The sequence below is a fragment of the Kitasatospora sp. NPDC053308 genome (genome assembly GCF_055585785.1).
The window spans coordinates 284,906-301,354 of the sequence record NZ_JBVJJY010000003.1; the positions used below are offsets into that span (position 1 = coordinate 284,906).

The following is a 16,449-nucleotide window of genomic DNA, read 5'->3' on the forward strand; positions in this document are numbered from 1 at the left end:
CACTCGCGGTCGATACCATCCGGCGGTATGACTTCTGAAGGGTGGGGGACCCCTCCGGTCGAGGCGATCAGCCAGCACTACATCGTCTGCGGAGGCAATGCGCTGGCGCACCGACTGGTCCTGGAACTCGTCGAGCACTACGAGGTCCCGGTCGTCGTCCTGGTCGCCGACCGGACCCGTGACCACGCGCCGCAGATCGAGCAACTCGACGGCGTCGCCGCGGTCGTGGAGTACGCCAGCATCACCGACGAGGCCCTGCGGGCGGTGTCCATCGGCACCGCCCGCGGCCTCGCGCTGGTCGAGGGCAGCGACCAGGAGAACATCCACGCCGCGCTCAGCGCCCAGAACCACAACCCGGACATCCGCATCGTGTTCCGGATGTTCAACCAGCGGCTCGGCGAGAACATCGAACGGCTGCTCAGGAACGGGGCCGCGCTCTCCGGGTCCGCCACCGCCGCCCCGGCCTTCGCGGCCGCCGCCCTCGGACGACCAAACTCGGTGGAGATCGACGGCCGTTACCTGCACATCGCGTTCGACGACGCCATCACCGCCGACCGGGTCTGCATCGTCGCCGACCAGATCCACCGGCAGGACCTCGGCAGGATCCGGCTGCTCCCCGAGCAGGAGGGCGACTCAGCCGAATTCGTCCGGCTCGCGCGCGAGTTCGGCGACGACGGGCCGATCCGCCCGGGCAGCGTACGGCGCGAAGCGTCCCCCACCGCCCCCGCCGCCTCGGCGGCCGCCGCGGCGGACTCCGGACCCGCACCCGAGCCCGACCCTGATGCCGCCTCCGAAACCGTGCCCGAGGAGCCCGAGACCGCCGACGGGCCCGGCGGCACCGCCGCGCTCCAGGTGCTGCGGATCGAGCCCCGGGAGCCGATCAGCTGGCGGCGGCGCCTGCGGTGGCGCGTGCTCGACACCATGCGCTTCTTCACCAGCGCCCGGATGCGGCTGGTGCTGCTCACCGCCCTCGCCGCGGTGCTGATGTCCTTCGGCGTGCTCTGGTACCTCAACCGGGACTTCGGCTGGACGGTCTACATCTCGCTGCTGGACCTGGCCGGCGCCGCGCAGCCCGACCAGCTCTCCGACATCGCCGCCGGGACGGGCACCGGCGGGATCTGGCAGCGGGTCGCGCAGGTGGTGATCACCATCTGCGGGATCACCTTCGCGCCGGTCGCCACCGCCATCGCGGTCGAGGTGCTCGGCTCCGGGCGCCGGGGACAGCCCCGCAGCCCCGGTGCGGGCACCCGGGACCACGTGATCGTGGTCGGACTCGGCAACGTCGGTACCCGGGTCGCCACCCAACTACACGAGATGGGCGTGCCCGTGGTCTGCATGGAACGGGATCCGCAGGCGCGCGGCGTGGCCGCCGTCCGGGCGCTCGGGATCCCGGTCGTGATCGGCGACGGCCCCTTCGAGGAGCAGCTGCGCCGTGCTCGGCTGAAGCACAGCCGGGCGCTGGTCGCGGTCAGCGGGGACGACGCCACCAACCTGGAGGCGGCGCTGGAGGCGCGCCACGGAAATCCCGAAGTCCGGGTGGTGGTCCGCTTGTTCGACGACGACTTCGCCGGGCACTTCTACCGGACACTGGACAACGCGGCCTCGCGGTCGGTGTCCTACCTGGCCGCACCCGCCTTCGCGGCGGCGCTGATGGGGCGCGAGGTGCGCGGGACGCTCTCGGTGTTCCGGCACGTGCTGCTGATCGCGGAGCTGTCCGCGGAGGACGGCAGCGGGCTGATCGGCCTCGACCGGCACGACCTGGAGGACCCGGGCGGCGTCCGGGTGATCGCCGTGCGGTTCGCCCGTGACGCACACCTGCAGTGGGGTCTGCCCGACCGCACCCGCCGGCTCGCCCCGGGCGACCGGATCGTGGTCGCCGCGACCCGCAGCGGGCTCGCCCGGCTGAACACGGTGGCGCTGGAGGAGACGGCGGGCGCCGGCACCGGTGCGTCCGACGTGGTCGACGCCCAACCGGATGCAGAGCCGGATGCAGAGCCGGACGCAGAACCGGAGGCGGGCGCGGCAGTGGCGGAGTGACAGCGAACAGATGACAGCCGACAGATGACAGATTTCAACATCTGAAATCTGTCATCTGAAATCCGTCAGCTGTCATCCGCCGGCCGGTCAGCCGTCAGCCGCCGACCGGTCGTCCGCCGGCCGGTCAGCCGTCAGCCGCCGACCGGTCGTCCGCCGGCCGGTCAGCCGTCAGCTGTCGTCCGTCACCGGTTGCTGAAGGACGGCGGGCGCTTCTCGGCGAAGGCCGCCATGCCCTCCTTCTGGTCCGCCGTGGCGAAGGCGGCGTGGAAGAGGCGCCGCTCGAAGCGGACGCCTTCGGCCAGCGTGGTCTCGAAGGAGCGGTTGACGCTCTCCTTGAGCATGATCGCCGCCGGGGTGGACATCGCCGCGACGGTCTCCGCGGTGGCCAGGGCCTCGGCCATCAGCTGGTCGGCGGGGACGATGCGGGAGACGAGGCCCGCCCGCTCCGCCTCCTCGGCGCCCATCATCCGGCCGGTCAGGCAGAGTTCCATGGCCTTGGCCTTGCCGACCGCCCGGGTCAGCCGCTGCGAGCCGCCGATGCCGGGGATGACCCCGAGCTTGATCTCCGGCTGCCCGAACTTCGCGGTGTCCGCGGCCAGCAGGATGTCGCACATCATCGCCAGCTCGCAGCCGCCGCCCAGCGCGAACCCGGCCACAGCCGCCACCACCGGCTTGCGCAGCGCGGCGAGCCGGTCCCACGGGCCCAGCCAGTCGTCCAGGTAGACGTCGGGGAAGACGTTGCCCTGCATCTCCTTGATGTCGGCACCGGCCGCGAAGGCCTTCTCCGAACCGGTGATCACCAGACAGCCGATCTCCGGGTCCCGGTCGAAGGCGGTGGCCGCCGCGACCACCTCGTTCATCAGCTGGGTGTTCAGCGCGTTCAGCGCCTTCGGCCGGTTGAGCGTGATCAGTCCCACCCGGCCCTTGCGCTCGACCAGGATCGTCTCGTAGGTCTCGGTCATCGCCGTTGACTCCCATGTCCGCTGCTCGGCGCCGCGCGGGCGCGCCTGACCACCCAACGATCTACGACGCGCCCGGTCCCGCGCCAGTCTTGGCATGCGAGACGCCGGTCACGAGTCGAGAGGACGCGGTCAGGCCAGGCCCAGCTCATCGCCCTCGCGCGGGGCCAGGAAGCGGGCGACATCCGTCTCCGTCACCCCGGCGAGCGTGCCGGGCTCCCAGCGCGGATTGCGGTCCTTGTCGATCACCTGGGCGCGGATGCCCTCGACCAGGTCGTGGCCGTCCAGCGCGGCGCAGGAGACGCGGTACTCCTGGTCGAGCGCGGCTTCCAGCGAGGGAAGCGTACGGGCCCGGCGCAGCGCGGCCAGGGTGGCCTTGACGGCGGTGGGGGAGTTCCCGAGGACCTGCTCGGCGGCCTCCTTCGCCTCGGGGACACCGGAGTTCACCAGCCGCTCCACGATCTCCTCGACGGTGTCGGCCGCGTAGCAGGCGTCGATCCAGGCCCGCTGCCCGGCCAGGGCCGCGGGCGGCGCGGGCTCGGCGTGCGCGGCGACCACGGAGGCGACGACGGCCGCGGCCTCCTCGGCGGAGGCGGCGGCCGCGGTGCCGCGGGCGAGGGCGTCCAGCAGCTCCGGGACCCGGGCCGAGGGCACGTAGTGGTCCGCGAATCCGCACAGCAGCGCGTCCCCGGGGCCCATCGCGGCCGAGGTGAGCCCGAGGTGGGTGCCCAACTCGCCCGGGGCGCGGGCGAGCAGGCGGCTGCCGCCGACGTCCGGGACGAGCCCGATCCGGGTCTCGGGCATCGCGACGGTGGAGCGCTCGGTGACGATCCGGACGGCGCCGTGGGCGGAGAGGCCGACGCCGCCGCCCATGGTGATGCCGTCCATCACCGCGACGTACGGCTTCGGATAGCGGCCGATCAGCGCGTTCAGCCGGTACTCGTCGCGGAAGAAGGCCCGGGTGCCGGCTCCCCCCGCCTTGGCGTCGTCGTGCATCGCGCGGATGTCGGCGCCGGCGCAGAGGCCGCGCTCGCCCGCGCCGGTCAGCACGACGGCTCGGACGCGGTCGTCGGCGGCCCAGTCGTCCAGCGTCGCGCGCAGGGTGGTGATCATGCCGTGGGTGAGCGAGTTGAGCGCCCGCGGACGGTTCAGCTCGATCCGTCCGACCCCGCCGTCCAGATGCGCGCGGACCTCCGCCGCCTCTGCAGCCGCTGTCGCCCCTGTCGCCTCTGCGCTCATCGGGCCCGCTCCCGTCCCCTCGGTGATGTGGAGTTCCGCGGTCCACCGTACCGGGGAGGCTGCAACGGATGACAGCTGACAGATGATGAAATCTGTCAGCTGTCATCTGTTAGTCGTCAGCCGTCATATGTCAGCCGTCGCCCGTCGCCCGTCAGCCGCGCACCCGCCCGGTCACCTCGCCGAACCCGACCACGGTCCCGTCCGGGCCGGGCGCGGTGGCGGTGATGGTGACCTCGTCGCCGTCCTCCAGGAACGTCCGGGTCGTCCCGTCCGGGAGCTTCAGCGGCTCCTCGCCGTTCCAGGTCAGCTCGATCAGCGCGCCCCGGGTCTCCGGCTCCGGCCCGCTGACCGTCCCCGAGGCGAACAGGTCGCCGGTGCGCAGCGAGGCACCGTTGACGGTCATGTGGGTCAGCTGCTGCTGCGCCGTCCAGTACATGGTGGCGAACGGCGGGCGGGAGACCGGGTGCCCGTTCAACCGCACCTCCATCGCCAGGTCCAGGCCCCACGGCTCGCCGCCCCGGTCGTCCAGGTACGGCAGCGGCTCGACGTCGCGGACCGGCGGGGCGACCCGGGCGTGCTCCAGCGCGTCCAGCGGGACGATCCACGGCGAGACCGAGGTGGCGAAGGACTTGCCGAGGAACGGGCCGAGCGGCACGTACTCCCAGGCCTGGATGTCGCGCGCGGACCAGTCGTTGACCAGGCAGACGCCGAACACGTGCTCCCGGAACTCCGCCAGCGGGACGGGCTTGCCCAGCTCGGACGGCGTACCGACGACGAAGCCGACCTCGGCCTCGATGTCCAGTCGGCGCGAGGCCCCGAAGCCCGGCGCCGGGTCGGCGGGCGCCTTGCGCTGCCCCTGCGGCCGCACCACCGGCGTACCGGACACCACGACGGTGCCCGCCCGGCCGTGGTAACCGATCGGCAGGTGCTTCCAGTTGGGCGTCAGCGGTTCCGAGCCCGGGCGGAAGATCCGGCCCAGGTTGGTGGCGTGGTGCTCGGAGGCGTAGAAGTCGACGTAGTCGGCGACCTCGAACGGCAGGTGCAGCTCGATCTCGGCCGCCGGGAGCAGTGCCGGAGACAGGGCCTCGCGGAAGGACTCGTCCGTGAGCCAGGTGGTCAGGTCCGCCCGGACGCTGCTCCAGACCGGCCGCCCGGCCGCCATCAGCGGGTTGAGCGAGTCCGCGTCCAGCAGGACGGAGGGCGCGCCGGCCGCGCGGGCGGCCGCCCCGGCGTCCAGCACGAAGTCCCCGACGCGCACGCCGATCCGGCGCCGCCCGGGCTGGTCGGCGGCGGTGAAGACGCCGTACGGCAGGTTGTGCACGCCGAACGGCGAGTCCTGGGCGCTGGCGAGCCAGCTTCGGGGGGTGGTCAACGGTCCTCCTGGGGCTGTGGAGCGGGCGACGGCAGCAGGCCGAGTGCGGCCAGGTCGCCCAGGGGTTCGGCGATGCTGCAGGTGCCGAACGCGGTGAACGAGTTGCGGATCACCGTAACCTGACGATCCGTCAGTGCGCGCACCGCCTTGGCCAAGGCCTCGCCGTCGCGCTCCGCGAGCACCGCCGCGGCGGCGGCCCGGTCGGTCTCCTGCGCGGCCAGCAGCACGTTCAGGAAGCCGTGGTGCTCGAAGCCGGTCTGCGGGTCGGTGTGCCGGACGGCGTTGTGGAGTCCGGCCGTGCACTTGTACGGCAGCCCGCGCTGCGCGCAGCCGGTGAGGAAGGCGGCCAGCTCCGCCTCGTCGGGGAACGCCTCGGCGACCACCCCGCCGGTGCGGAACTTCGCTCGGTAGGGGCTGTCCACCAACACGTCCAGGACGGCGTCCAGTCCGTCCCCGCGCAGGAGTTCGCGCGGTAGCTCGACGGCGGCAGGGACGTGCGGCGGCAGCAGCCGGTCCAACTCGGCGACAGCCTCGGCGGCGTCCCGGGTGGCCAGCTCGACGCCGACCACCTCGAACGGCGCGGCGGCGGCGAGCGCCGGAGCGAGCTCGGCACTGCCCCCCGGCAGCACCAGCCCGACCCTGAGCGGCGCGCTCCCGGCCTCGGTCGCGGTGGTGGCGGCCAACTCGCCCAGCCGCCCCGCCCCGCAGAGCAGCGGGCCGACCGCCTCCGCGTACCAGGCCGCGCGGTGGGCGCGGTGCGCGGGCACCGCCTCGGCGACGGGCAGGTTCCCCGGGGGGAACACCGCCGCGTCGTCGAAGAGCCCGCGGAACAGCTCGGGGACGAACTCGGAGGCGGGCTCGGAGACGGACTCGGGAGCGAGCCCGGGAGCGAGCCCGGGAACGGGTCCGGGAACGGAGCCCCCCGCAGGCAGTCCGCTCATCGCCCGGGCCCCCGGCCGGCCCAGGTCCAGGCGTAGCCGGAGTCCTCGCTCGCCCGGCCGCCCTCGCCCAGCTCCAGCGGCCGGAAAGTGTCCACCATGACGGCTAGTTCGTCGAAGAACTCCGCGCCGATGCTGCGCTCGTACGCGCCCGGCTGCGGCCCGTGGGTGTGCCCGCCGGGGTGCAGCGAGATCGAGCCCTGGCCGATGCCGGAGCCCTTGCGCGCCGCGTAGTCGCCGCCGCAGTAGAACATGACCTCGTCGCTGTCCACGTTGGCGTGGTAGTACGGCACCGGGATCGACAGCGGGTGGTAGTCCACCTTGCGCGGGACGAAGTTGCAGATGACGAAGTTGTTGCCCTCGAACACCTGGTGGGCCGGCGGCGGCTGGTGGATCCGGCCGGTGATCGGCTCGAAGTCCCGGATGTTGAAGGCGTACGGGTACAGGCAGCCGTCCCAGCCGACCACGTCGAAGGGGTGGTGCGGCACGGTGTAGCGGGTGCCCGCGATCCCCTGCGGGCCGCGGTGCTTGACCAGCACGTCGACGTCCCCGGGGGCGTCCACGACCAGCGGGCCGACCGGGCCGCGGAAGTCCCGCTCGCAGTACGGCGCGTGCTCCAGCAGCTGCCCGTACTTGGACAGGTAGCGCTTGACCGGGGTGATGTGGCTGTTCGCCTCGATGCAGTACGCGCGCAACGGCTCGTCGCCGGTCGGCACCCACCGGTGGGTGGTGGCGCGCGGGATGAGCACGTAGTCGCCCTGGCCGACCTCGATCGACCCGAAGACCGTCTCGACCGTGCCGACGCCGGACTCCACATACACGCACTCGTCGCCGAGCCCGTTGCGGTACAGCTCGCTGGGGGCCCCGGCGGCGACGTACGAGATCCGCACGTCGCCGTTGCCGAGGACCAGCCGACGGCTGCCGACGACGTCCGCGGACTTCCACTCCTGGTCCGCGAACAGTTCGTGCAGCTTGAGGTGACGCGGGAGGAGCGGGTGGTTGGGCACCGTGGACTGGTCCGGCAGCTCCCAGGGCACCGCGTTGACCACCGCCGAGGGGATGCCCCGGTGGTAGAGCAGCGAGGAGTCCGAGGAGAACCCCTCCTCGCCCATCAACTCCTCGTAGTACAAACCGCCTTCGGGGGTGCGGTGCTGGGTGTGCCGCTTGGGCGGGATGCTGCCCAGCTGCCGGTAGTACGCCATCTCCGTGGTCCTCCTCGACCGTTCGCCAGAGACCGTCCGTCAGGGACCGTCCGTCAGGGACCGTCCGTCAGGGACCGTCCGTCGGGGACCGTCCGTCAGGGACCGTCCGCCAGGGACGCCTCCGGTCAGAGATTGTCCGCCAGGGACGACCCGTCCGAGCCCGTCCGCCAGTGTCCGTCAGAGCTCCGAAGCTCAGCTCAGGACGCTCACAGGTTGCCGCGTCGCTCCTGCTCGCGCTCGATGGACTCGAAGAGCGCCTTGAAGTTGCCCTTGCCGAAGCCGAGCGAACCGTGGCGCTCGATGAACTCGTAGAAGACGGTCGGACGGTCGCCGATCGGCTTGGTGAAGATCTGCAGCAGGTAGCCGTCCTCGTCGCGGTCGACCAGGATGCCGCGCTTCTTCAGCTCCTCGATCGGCACCCGGACCTTGCCGATCCGCTCGCGCAGCTCCGGGTCGTCGTAGTAGGCGTCCGGGGTGTTGAGGAACTCCACGCCGCGCGCCCGCAGGACGTCCACGGTGGTGAGGATGTCGTTGGTGGCGAGCGCCATGTGCTGGCAGCCGGGGCCGGTGTAGAACTCCAGGTACTCGTCGATCTGGGACTTCTTCTTGGCGATGGCCGGCTCGTTGAGCGGGAACTTCACCCGGTGGTTGCCGCTGGCGACGACCTTGGACATCAGCGCGGAGTACTCGGTGGCGATGTCGTCGCCGACGAACTCGGCCATGTTCACGAAGCCCATGACGCGGTTGTAGAACGACACCCACTCGTCCATCCGGCCCAGCTCGACGTTGCCGACGGCGTGGTCAAGGGCCTGGAAGAGGCGCTTGGGGGAGCCCTCCGGGTGCTTCACCTTGCTCTCCGCGACGACGTAGCCCGGCAGGTAGGGGCCGTGGTAGCGGGAGCGGTCGATCAGGGTGTGGCGGGTCTCGCCGTAGGTCGCGATGGCGGCGCGGCGCACGGTGCCGTTCTCGTCCGAGACGTCGTTCGGCTCCTCCAGGACGGTGGCGCCGGACGCGCGGGCGTGCTCGATGCACTTGTCGACGTCCGGGACCTCCAGGGCGAGGTCGACCACGCCGTCGCCGTGGCGGCGGTGGTGGTCCAGCAGCGGGCTGTCGGGCTGGACGCCGCCCTTGATCACGAAGCGGCAGGAGCCGGAGCGGAGCACGTAGGCCTTGCGGTCGCGGCGGCCGGTCTCCGGGCCGGAGTAGGCGACCAGCTCCATGCCGAACACGACCTGGTAGAACTGGGCCGTCTGGGTGGCGTTGCCCACCACGAAGACGACGGCGTCCTGGGCGGTGACCGGGAAGGGGTCGGCCGCCGGGTCGTGCTCGACGAGGCCGACGAGGCGGCGCAGCTGGTCGGCGTCAAGACCGGCCTCGCGCTCCTCGGGGGTCAGCTCAAGGGCGTGGGACTGCGTGGTCATCGGTCGTTCCTCCACTTCGGGCCTCGGCTCTGAGGCTTCCGCTGGATCGCGGCCGCACCGCGGATGGGTGGGCGGTGCGGTTGCGGAGAGCTTGCTCCTGTCGGGGTGGTTGGGCAACAGGTCGGTCTTTCACTGCTCAATCTGTACAAGCTGGCCAGGATTTCCCGGCTTTCGCTGCACACAATGTGCTGCCGATCGGGGGTGATGCACGAAGTCTGCGCAATCGTCCTCGAGGACGTCTCACCGCTCCGGTTCCGCTGATCCGGGCTCGGGGAGGTGGCGCAGGAACCAGTCCCGGGCCAGCTCGGCGACCCGGTCGAGGGTGCCGGGCTCCTCGAAGAGGTGGGTCGCGCCAGGCACCACCGCCAATTCACTGTCGCAGCGCAGCCGGCCGGCGGCCCGCCGGTTGAGGTCGAGCACGGTGGTGTCCAGCGAGCCGACCACGAGGAGGGTCGGGGCGCTCACCCGGGCCAGGACGTCGGGCCCGGCGAGGTCCGGGCGGCCGCCGCGTGAGACCACGGCGCGCACCGCCGGGCCCAGCCCGGCGGCGGTGTGCAACGCCGCGGCCGCGCCGGTGCTGGCGCCGAACAGGCCGAGCGGCAGCGCGCGGGTCTCGGGCACGGGCTCGTCCTCCGCTTCCTGGGCGGCCGGGCCCACCCGGTCGGCGCCTTCCGTGCCCGTGCCTTCCCGGTCGGCGCCTTCCGTGCCCGTGCCTTCCCGGTCCGTGCCTTCCGTGCCCGTGCCTTCCCGGCCCGCGCCTAGCCGCTCGGCGACGGCGGTCAGCCGGGAGCCCAGCAGCCCGACGTCGAACACGTTCCGCCGCTCCGACTCCTCGGCCTCGGTGAGCAGGTCGAACAGCAGGGTGGCCAGCCCGGCCCGGTTCAGGTACTCCGCGACGTACCGGTTGCGCGGGCTGTGCCGACCGCTGCCGCTGCCGTGCGCGAACACCACCACGCCGCGCGCCCCGGGCGGTACGGTCAGCCGGCCCGCGAGGCGGACCCCGGCGACCGGCAGCGCCAGCTCGCGGTCGACCCAGGCGGTGGCGGGCGGGTCGGCGGTGGCGGCCGGGTCGGCGCCTGCCCCCTCCCGCTGCCGGGCCTCGGCGAGCAGCCGCAGCACCTCCGCGTCCTCGGTCTGGGAGAAGTCGGCGTAGAACTCGCCGATCGCGAAGAACGGCGACGGCGTCTCGACGCAGACCAGCTCGTCGGCGACCTCCTCCAGGCGGTCGGTCCAGTCCCGGGGCGCCACCGGCACGGCCAGCACCACCCGGGCGGCGCCGCGCTCCCGGAGGATCCGGCAGGCCGCCCTAGCGGTGGAGCCGGTGGCGATGCCGTCGTCCACCACGACCACCGTGCGTCCGCGCACGTCCGCCGGCGGACGGTCGCCCCGGTAGCGGCGGGCCCGGCGCTCCAGTTCGGCGCGCTCGCGCCGCTCCACCTCGGCGAGTTGGCCGTCGGTGACCGAGCCGAGCCGGATGACCTGCTCGTTCAGCACCCGGACGCCGTCCTCACCGATCGCCCCCATGCCCAGCTCCGGCTGGTAGGGCACGCCGAGCTTGCGGATCACACAGATGTCCAGTGGAGCGCCGAGCGCCTGGGCCACCTCGGCGGCCACCGGCACCCCGCCCCTGGGCAGTGCCACGACAACGGCGTCGGTCCCGCCCAGGTGGCCCAGGCGCGCGGCGAGTCGCCGGCCCGCGTCGGTGCGGTCGGCGAAGCGGGTGAAACGGGTTCCGGTGACGTGCATGACACGGCCTCCGGTTCCACCGTACGTCGGTTCGCGCGGGACGTTCCGGGCGGAGGCGTTCCGCGCGGAGGCGGTCCGCCGGGCGGGAGCGGCCCGGCGGCGGCCCGGCCGCGGGCCCGGGACGGCGACGGGAGGGGCAGGAAGGGGTGAGGAGCGGCCGGTCGGCCCGGGACCAGGCCGGGCGCGAACCGGGATCCCGGCCGGATCGGCCCGGGAGCGGGACGGGAGCCGGATGGGACGGAACCCCCGTGCGGTCGGGACAGCGGGCGCCGGAGGGTGAAGCCCAGAGGCGGGCCGCAGGGCCCGCCGGAGACCGGAAGGAGCCCCCCGCCATGCCCGGAACCGTCATCACCGACCTCCGCCGGCACGGCGCCGTCGACCCCGGTCGACTGCTCGCGGGACCACTGCGCGGCGTCGGGCTGCAGCGGCTCGAACCGGGTCGCAGCACCGAGGTGGCCGCCGACGCCGTCGAGCACGCGCTCTACGTCACCGCCGGCTCCGGCCTCGCCGAAGCGCCCGACGAGGCCGTACGGCGGGACGCCCCGCAGGCCGGCCACGACGCCGGGCCGCACGAGCCCGGACGGGACCCCGGACGGGACCCCGAACCGGACCCCGAGCCGCACGACGCCGGTATCCCCCTTGTCGAGGGCACCGCCATCGTCCTCCCGCTCGGCACCCGGACCGTCCTCACCGCCGGGACCGCAGGCCTGGAGTACTTCCACGCCGTCCTGACCGTCCCGGCGGGCCGCCCCACCCCTTGAGCGGAGATGAACCCGCATGATCGTCACCACCGGCACCGGCGCCGCCATGGTCGTCCTCGGACCGAACGGCGAACGCGTACGGATCCGCTCGCTGGCCCGGCGCCCGATGCTCGCCAGTGCCTGCGAGGCCTTCGACCACCTGCGGCTCAGCCCCGGCGCCCACCACGTGCTGGCCGGCCGACCCGACACCGAGACCGTCCTGCACGTCCTGCGCGGCGCCGCCGTCGTCGGTCAACTGTCCGACGAACCAGACCACTTGGCTTCGGAAGGCGATCTGCTGCTGGCCCACAGGGGCCGCGCGCTGCACCTCGAAGCCGGTCCGCTCGGCGTCGAGCTGCTCTGCCTCACCCTCGCCGTGCCCCGGCGCAGCGCCGGCACCCGGGCCGCCCTGGCCCGGCGCCGCGCCGCCCGCCGCGACCGGCCCTGACTCCCTCCCTCCTTTCCCCTCCGTCCCAGGAGACTCCACGTGATCGTCGTACCCGCGGCCGTCCCGCGCACCGCGCCCGTCTTCCGGCGGCTGATCGACCCGGAGCAGCGGCCGTCCGTCCGCGCCGCGCTGACCGTCGAGAGCCTGCCGCCCGGTGTCCGCGTCGACCAACTCCCCTACGAATCAGTCGAGTCGGTGACCGTGGTGCTCTCCGGTCGGCTGTCCGCGGCCGGCCGGATCCTCGCCCCCGGAGAGGCGCTGCGCCACCGCCCCGGCACCAGCCACCGCTTCACCGCCGTCCGCGGCGCCCCGACCACCGTGCTCACCATCCGCGCGACCCCGCACCGGGGCGACATCCCGGCCCAGCGGTCCGGCCCCGAGGCCGTCCGCGAGCGGCGGCAGATCGACGTGGGCACCGTGGACCTCAACCCCGGCGGCCTCTGCGGTCCGTACCGGGACCGGGCCGCCGAGGCCTTCCTGCTGCTCCTCTCCGGGGTCGGCTCCTTCCTCGGGGAGTACGGCGAAGTTCCGCTGCTCCCCGGTGACTTGGTCTACGTCCGGGCCCAGGAGCGGTACGGCCTCCGGGCCGGTTCGCGCAAGCCGGCCACCGCCGTGCTGGGGCGCATCGGGGCTCCCGGCGCCGAACCGGGACCGGAATGGGACACCAGGCCCATGCGCTCGGGGCGTGTCCGTCCGCAGAGTTGAACGTGTCCGATCGAGTGATCGGTCCGTAGGAAGAACCAGGAGACCACCGCATGACCACCAAACCGATCAGCGCCGCGATCTGTACGGCAGGCGTGCTGGCGGGCGCCGTGGCCGGCGTGATGGCCGCGATCAGCGCCGCGCGTCATGCCTGTTCGGCCCTCACCCCGTCCTCGGCCGACCGCAAGGCGCTCTCGCCCGGCCCGACCCCGACCCCGCCCCCGACGCCGGACGGCGGCGGAGGCATCGGTTGCCAGCCCGGCAGCTGCACCAAGCCGCCCGACCCCGTTTCCTGACGGTGGCGACCACGGCTGACAAGTGACAGGTAACAGATAACAGATGACAGCGAACAGATGACAGATTTCGAAATCTGTCATCTGTTCGCTGTCCACTGTCATCGCTCCTCATCGCTCCTCATCGCTCCTCATCGCTCCTCATCGCTCCTCATCGCTCCTCATCGCTCCTCATCGCCTCGCGGCCGCCGTACGCGGCAGCACCGCGAGCACCTGGGTGCCCCCGTCCGACGGCAGCGCCCGGATGGAGCAGTGCCCGCCGATCTCCGCCGCCCGGTCCGCCATCGACTGCAGCCCGACCCCGCTGCCGTCCACCCGGGGGGTGTCGTCCGCCGGCGCGCCGATGTCCGGCCGGTACCCCACCCCGTCGTCCCGGATGGCCAGCGTCAGCGCCGCCTCGTCCACCCGCAGCGTCACCCTCGCCGTCCGAGCCCGGGCGTGCCGCAGCACGTTGTTGAGCGCCTCCGCCGTGATCCGGTACGCCGCGACCTCGACCGCCGCCGGCAGCTCCGGCAGTGGTTCCGGCGCCAGCTCCGCGGTCACGGCCAGCTCCGTCCCGCTGAAGGTGTCCACCAGCTGCCGGATCGCCCGCGTCAGCCCGAACTCGCCGAGCGACGCGGGCCCGAGCCGGTCGGTGATCCGGCGGACTTCCTTGATCGTCATCCCCAGGCCGTCCGACACCCCGCGCAGGGTGTCCGCGAGCGGCCCCCGCGCCGTCGCGGCCGCGTTGTCCACCCGCAGCCGCAGCCCGGCGAGCGCCGGTCCGAGCCCGTCGTGGATGTCCCGCCGCAGCCACCGCCGCTCCTCCTCCCGCGCGGAGACGATCTGTTCCCGGCCGGCCCGCAGGTCCTCCTGGAGCCGCAGCGAGGCGACGGCCGGCGAAGCCTGGTCCGCGAGCGAGCGCAGGATGTCGACGTCGCTCGCGTCCAGCCGCTCCTCGCCCGCGCGCAGCCCGACGGTCAGCTCACCGATCGGCAGTCCGTTGTGGACCAGGGCGAAGTCCTGGCTGCGGCCGTCCAGGAGTCCGGCGGTGGCCAGCGTGCGCCGGCCGGCCCGGGTGGTGACGGCGAGGGTGACGCCGGGCAGCCGCAGTTCCTCGGCGACGGTCGCGCACAGCGCCTCGGGCAGCCGCTCCGGGTCGACCACCTGACGCACCCGCCCCGCGAGCGTCCGCAGCACCTGGTAGGGCTGCGCGCGCCGGCCGTAGTACAGCCGGTCCACCAGGGCGACGGCGCGCCGCGCCGCCCGCGGCAGGGCGGTACCGAGCGCGTACACCAGGGCGATCAGCAGCAGGGCGGCGCCGCCGTGTCCCGGTAGCAGCCAGGTGGACAGGACGGCGGCGGCCACCACGAACACCCCGGTGACCCCGGTGCCCAGCAGCAGCCCTATCAGTACGCTGCGGGCCGCCCGGTCGAGCCGCCAGCCGTGGTCCCGGATGACCAGGACGGCCACCGCGACCGCCCACACCAGCCCGGCGGCGGCGAACAGCGAGTAGCTGAGCCAGTAGTGCTCGGTCCAGGTCCGCGAGTACATGTCCTGCATCCCGGCCCAGAGCAGGTACGCGCCGAGCATCCCCGCGACCCGCAGCCGGTGCCGACGGGCCTCGCCCTGACCGTCGAGCCCCGGGCGCGGGCGCAGCAGGCGGGTGAGCAGGACGACGGTCACGATCCCCACCAGGAGTTCGCTGACCAGCAGGTCGTGCCCGCCCAGCGCGTCGGCGGCGACGCCGAAGTAGTGGGCCGGCGGGTTCCCGGCGAGGGGGTTGGGCCGTCCGAACGCCTTCGGCAGGGCGAGCCGCTGGGACATCTCCGGGACCACGAACAGCGCGACGGCGGCGATGTACCACCACCAGCGCCGCGTGGTCAGCCGCCCGTAGGGCAGCCAGAGCGGGAGCACGTAGAAGATCGTGACGTTGACCGACCGGCAGAGCGCGTCGAGCGCGGCCACGGCGCCGACGATGCCCGGATCGGTGACCTCGACCCAGACCGGCGCGGCCGCCGTGAACTCCACGATGTCGGTCAGCGCGTAGACGAGCATCACCCAGCCGAGCGGCGAGCCCGGGCGGTGGGCGTGCAGCAGCATGCCCGCGCCCGCGGTCGGCAGCGCGTAGACCAGGATGGCGAGCTCGTCGCGCGGCAGTGCCACGCCGGGATCGCCGAGGTGGACGAGCACGTAGCAGATCCACAGCGTCGCGGAGACGATGCAGACCGCCGTGACGACCGCCGCGGCGGTGAGCTGCCGTTGGGCCGGCGTGCGACGCCGGCCGGGGGTCGCCGGGGTCATGCCACCACCTCGCAGACGGGCTGGGCCGGTGGGGCGGACTCCGGTGGTGCGGACCCCCGGCGGTGTGGACGGACCAGGTTCCAGTTTCGGCGGCCCGGTGTCCCGGGCGCCTGAGGCAGCGGTCTCGGATCCCGTCCGCGACGATGGCCCCGGTGCGGGACCGGTCACCCGCTCCGTGCTGCCGCGCCCGCCGCGCGACGACTTCCGAGCATGTCACGGAAAGTAGCCGATGAGGCGCTGGTAGTGTCGACCGGGTGGATGAAGAACAGTCGGTCGCCCCCTCGGGCCCGGGCGGAACAGCGCCCGTCCGTGTACTGATCGTCGATGATCACCCGCTCTTCCGGGAGGGCCTCAAGGCGGCGCTGGAGAGCGCCGAGGGCGTCCTGGTGGTCGCCGAGGCCGAGCGGCTCGCCGACATCCCGGAGACGGTCGCCCGGCACCGTCCGAGCGTGGTGATCATGGACCTTTCGCTGCCCGACGGCTCCGGGCTGGAGGCCGTCCGTCAGCTGTCCACCCAGGAGGCGTCGCCGCCCGTGCTGATGCTGACCATGTCGGACGACGACGGCAACCTGCTCGCCGCGCTCCAGGCCGGCGCCCGCGGCTACCTGGTCAAGGGCGCGGGCCGGGAGGAGGTGCTGCACGCGGTGCGGACGGTCGCGGCGGGCGGCGCGGTCTTCGGCGGTGAGGTGGCCGGACGGATCACCGCCCTGCTGGCCGGGGCCCGGATGCGCGAGGCGGGGCAGCTGTTCCCGGACCTCACCGCCCGGGAGGCCGAGGTGCTGGACCTGGTCGCGCGCGGGCTGGACAACCGGCGGATCGCCCGCGAGCTGGTGGTGGCGGAGAAGACCGTCCGCAACCACATCACGCACATCTTCGAGAAGCTGCACGTCGCCACCCGCGCCGAAGCGGTCGCCCGAGCCCGCGACATGGGCCTCGGCGACGGCTGAAGCGACGGCCGGGGCGGCCGGGGCGGCCGGGGCGGGGCGGCGCGGCCGGACTGGCTGCGGCAGGGCTGAGGCGGACGCCCCGGGCCGTCCGCCTCCAAACGCGGGAACCCGCGACCGGGGGC

14 protein-coding genes are annotated in these 16,449 nt (G+C 73.5%); 6 read left to right on the top strand and 8 right to left on the bottom strand.

The genetic code is table 11. The features are described 5' to 3' along the window. Window positions 1-27 precede the first annotated feature (27 nt). Window positions 28-2,037, top strand: a complete 2,010-nt coding sequence (locus tag ACZ6Y7_RS09220) for an NAD-binding protein (RefSeq protein WP_465757223.1) — start codon at window positions 28-30, stop codon at window positions 2,035-2,037. Between the two features lie 182 nt (window positions 2,038-2,219). Here ACZ6Y7_RS09220 and ACZ6Y7_RS09225 read toward each other — a convergent pair whose 3' ends face one another. The 7 genes from ACZ6Y7_RS09225 to ACZ6Y7_RS09255 form a co-directional block, all read right to left on the bottom strand. Continuing rightward, window positions 2,220-2,999 carry an enoyl-CoA hydratase gene (locus ACZ6Y7_RS09225; RefSeq protein ID WP_465757224.1) on the bottom strand — a complete coding sequence of 260 codons (780 nt, stop codon included), beginning with the start codon at window positions 2,997-2,999 and terminating at the stop codon, window positions 2,220-2,222. Between the two features lie 129 nt (window positions 3,000-3,128). Next, a complete protein-coding gene (locus tag ACZ6Y7_RS09230) occupies window positions 3,129-4,235 on the bottom strand; it encodes an enoyl-CoA hydratase/isomerase family protein (protein ID WP_465757225.1) in 1,107 nt (368 codons plus the stop codon). Window positions 4,236-4,386: 151 nt separating this feature from the next. Continuing rightward, window positions 4,387-5,607, bottom strand: coding sequence for a fumarylacetoacetase (fahA, locus tag ACZ6Y7_RS09235; RefSeq protein ID WP_465757226.1), 1,221 nt, complete (start codon window positions 5,605-5,607; stop codon window positions 4,387-4,389). Then, on the bottom strand, window positions 5,604-6,548 hold the full coding sequence (locus ACZ6Y7_RS09240) for a hypothetical protein (RefSeq protein WP_465757227.1): 945 nt from the start codon (window positions 6,546-6,548) through the stop codon (window positions 5,604-5,606). Before ACZ6Y7_RS09240 ends, fahA begins: the two co-directional genes overlap by 4 nt. Next, window positions 6,545-7,747 (bottom strand): cupin domain-containing protein, encoded by a 1,203-nt coding sequence (locus tag ACZ6Y7_RS09245; protein WP_465757228.1) that lies wholly within the window; start codon window positions 7,745-7,747, stop codon window positions 6,545-6,547. Before ACZ6Y7_RS09245 ends, ACZ6Y7_RS09240 begins: the two co-directional genes overlap by 4 nt. Before the next feature lie 206 nt (window positions 7,748-7,953). Further along, window positions 7,954-9,168 (bottom strand): 4-hydroxyphenylpyruvate dioxygenase, encoded by a 1,215-nt coding sequence (gene hppD / locus ACZ6Y7_RS09250; RefSeq protein WP_465757229.1) that lies wholly within the window; start codon window positions 9,166-9,168, stop codon window positions 7,954-7,956. Window positions 9,169-9,408: 240 nt separating this feature from the next. Continuing rightward, entirely contained in the window at window positions 9,409-10,914 is a 1,506-nt protein-coding gene (locus tag ACZ6Y7_RS09255; RefSeq protein WP_465757230.1) for a phosphoribosyltransferase family protein, read from the bottom strand. 332 nt (window positions 10,915-11,246) lie between these two features. Between ACZ6Y7_RS09255 and ACZ6Y7_RS09260 the strand changes: the two genes are divergently transcribed. Genes ACZ6Y7_RS09260 through ACZ6Y7_RS09275 form a run of 4 tightly spaced genes read left to right on the top strand, consistent with a single transcriptional unit; the run spans window position 11,247 to window position 13,100 of the window. Further along, entirely contained in the window at window positions 11,247-11,675 is a 429-nt protein-coding gene (locus ACZ6Y7_RS09260; RefSeq protein ID WP_465757231.1) for a hypothetical protein, read from the top strand. A gap of 16 nt (window positions 11,676-11,691) precedes the next feature. Further along, window positions 11,692-12,102 carry a hypothetical protein gene (locus ACZ6Y7_RS09265; protein ID WP_465757232.1) on the top strand — a complete coding sequence of 137 codons (411 nt, stop codon included), beginning with the start codon at window positions 11,692-11,694 and terminating at the stop codon, window positions 12,100-12,102. Between the two features lie 39 nt (window positions 12,103-12,141). Further along, window positions 12,142-12,807 (top strand): hypothetical protein, encoded by a 666-nt coding sequence (locus ACZ6Y7_RS09270; protein ID WP_465757233.1) that lies wholly within the window; start codon window positions 12,142-12,144, stop codon window positions 12,805-12,807. Between the two features lie 50 nt (window positions 12,808-12,857). After that, window positions 12,858-13,100 carry a hypothetical protein gene (locus tag ACZ6Y7_RS09275; RefSeq protein WP_465757234.1) on the top strand — a complete coding sequence of 81 codons (243 nt, stop codon included), beginning with the start codon at window positions 12,858-12,860 and terminating at the stop codon, window positions 13,098-13,100. Between the two features lie 168 nt (window positions 13,101-13,268). Here the strand turns inward: ACZ6Y7_RS09275 and ACZ6Y7_RS09280 are convergent, their stop codons facing one another. Next, window positions 13,269-15,380 carry a sensor histidine kinase gene (locus tag ACZ6Y7_RS09280; protein ID WP_465757235.1) on the bottom strand — a complete coding sequence of 704 codons (2,112 nt, stop codon included), beginning with the start codon at window positions 15,378-15,380 and terminating at the stop codon, window positions 13,269-13,271. Window positions 15,381-15,634: 254 nt separating this feature from the next. Here ACZ6Y7_RS09280 and ACZ6Y7_RS09285 point away from each other — a divergent pair, with 254 nt between their 5' ends. Then, entirely contained in the window at window positions 15,635-16,327 is a 693-nt protein-coding gene (locus tag ACZ6Y7_RS09285; protein ID WP_465757236.1) for a response regulator, read from the top strand. Window positions 16,328-16,449 lie beyond the last annotated feature (122 nt).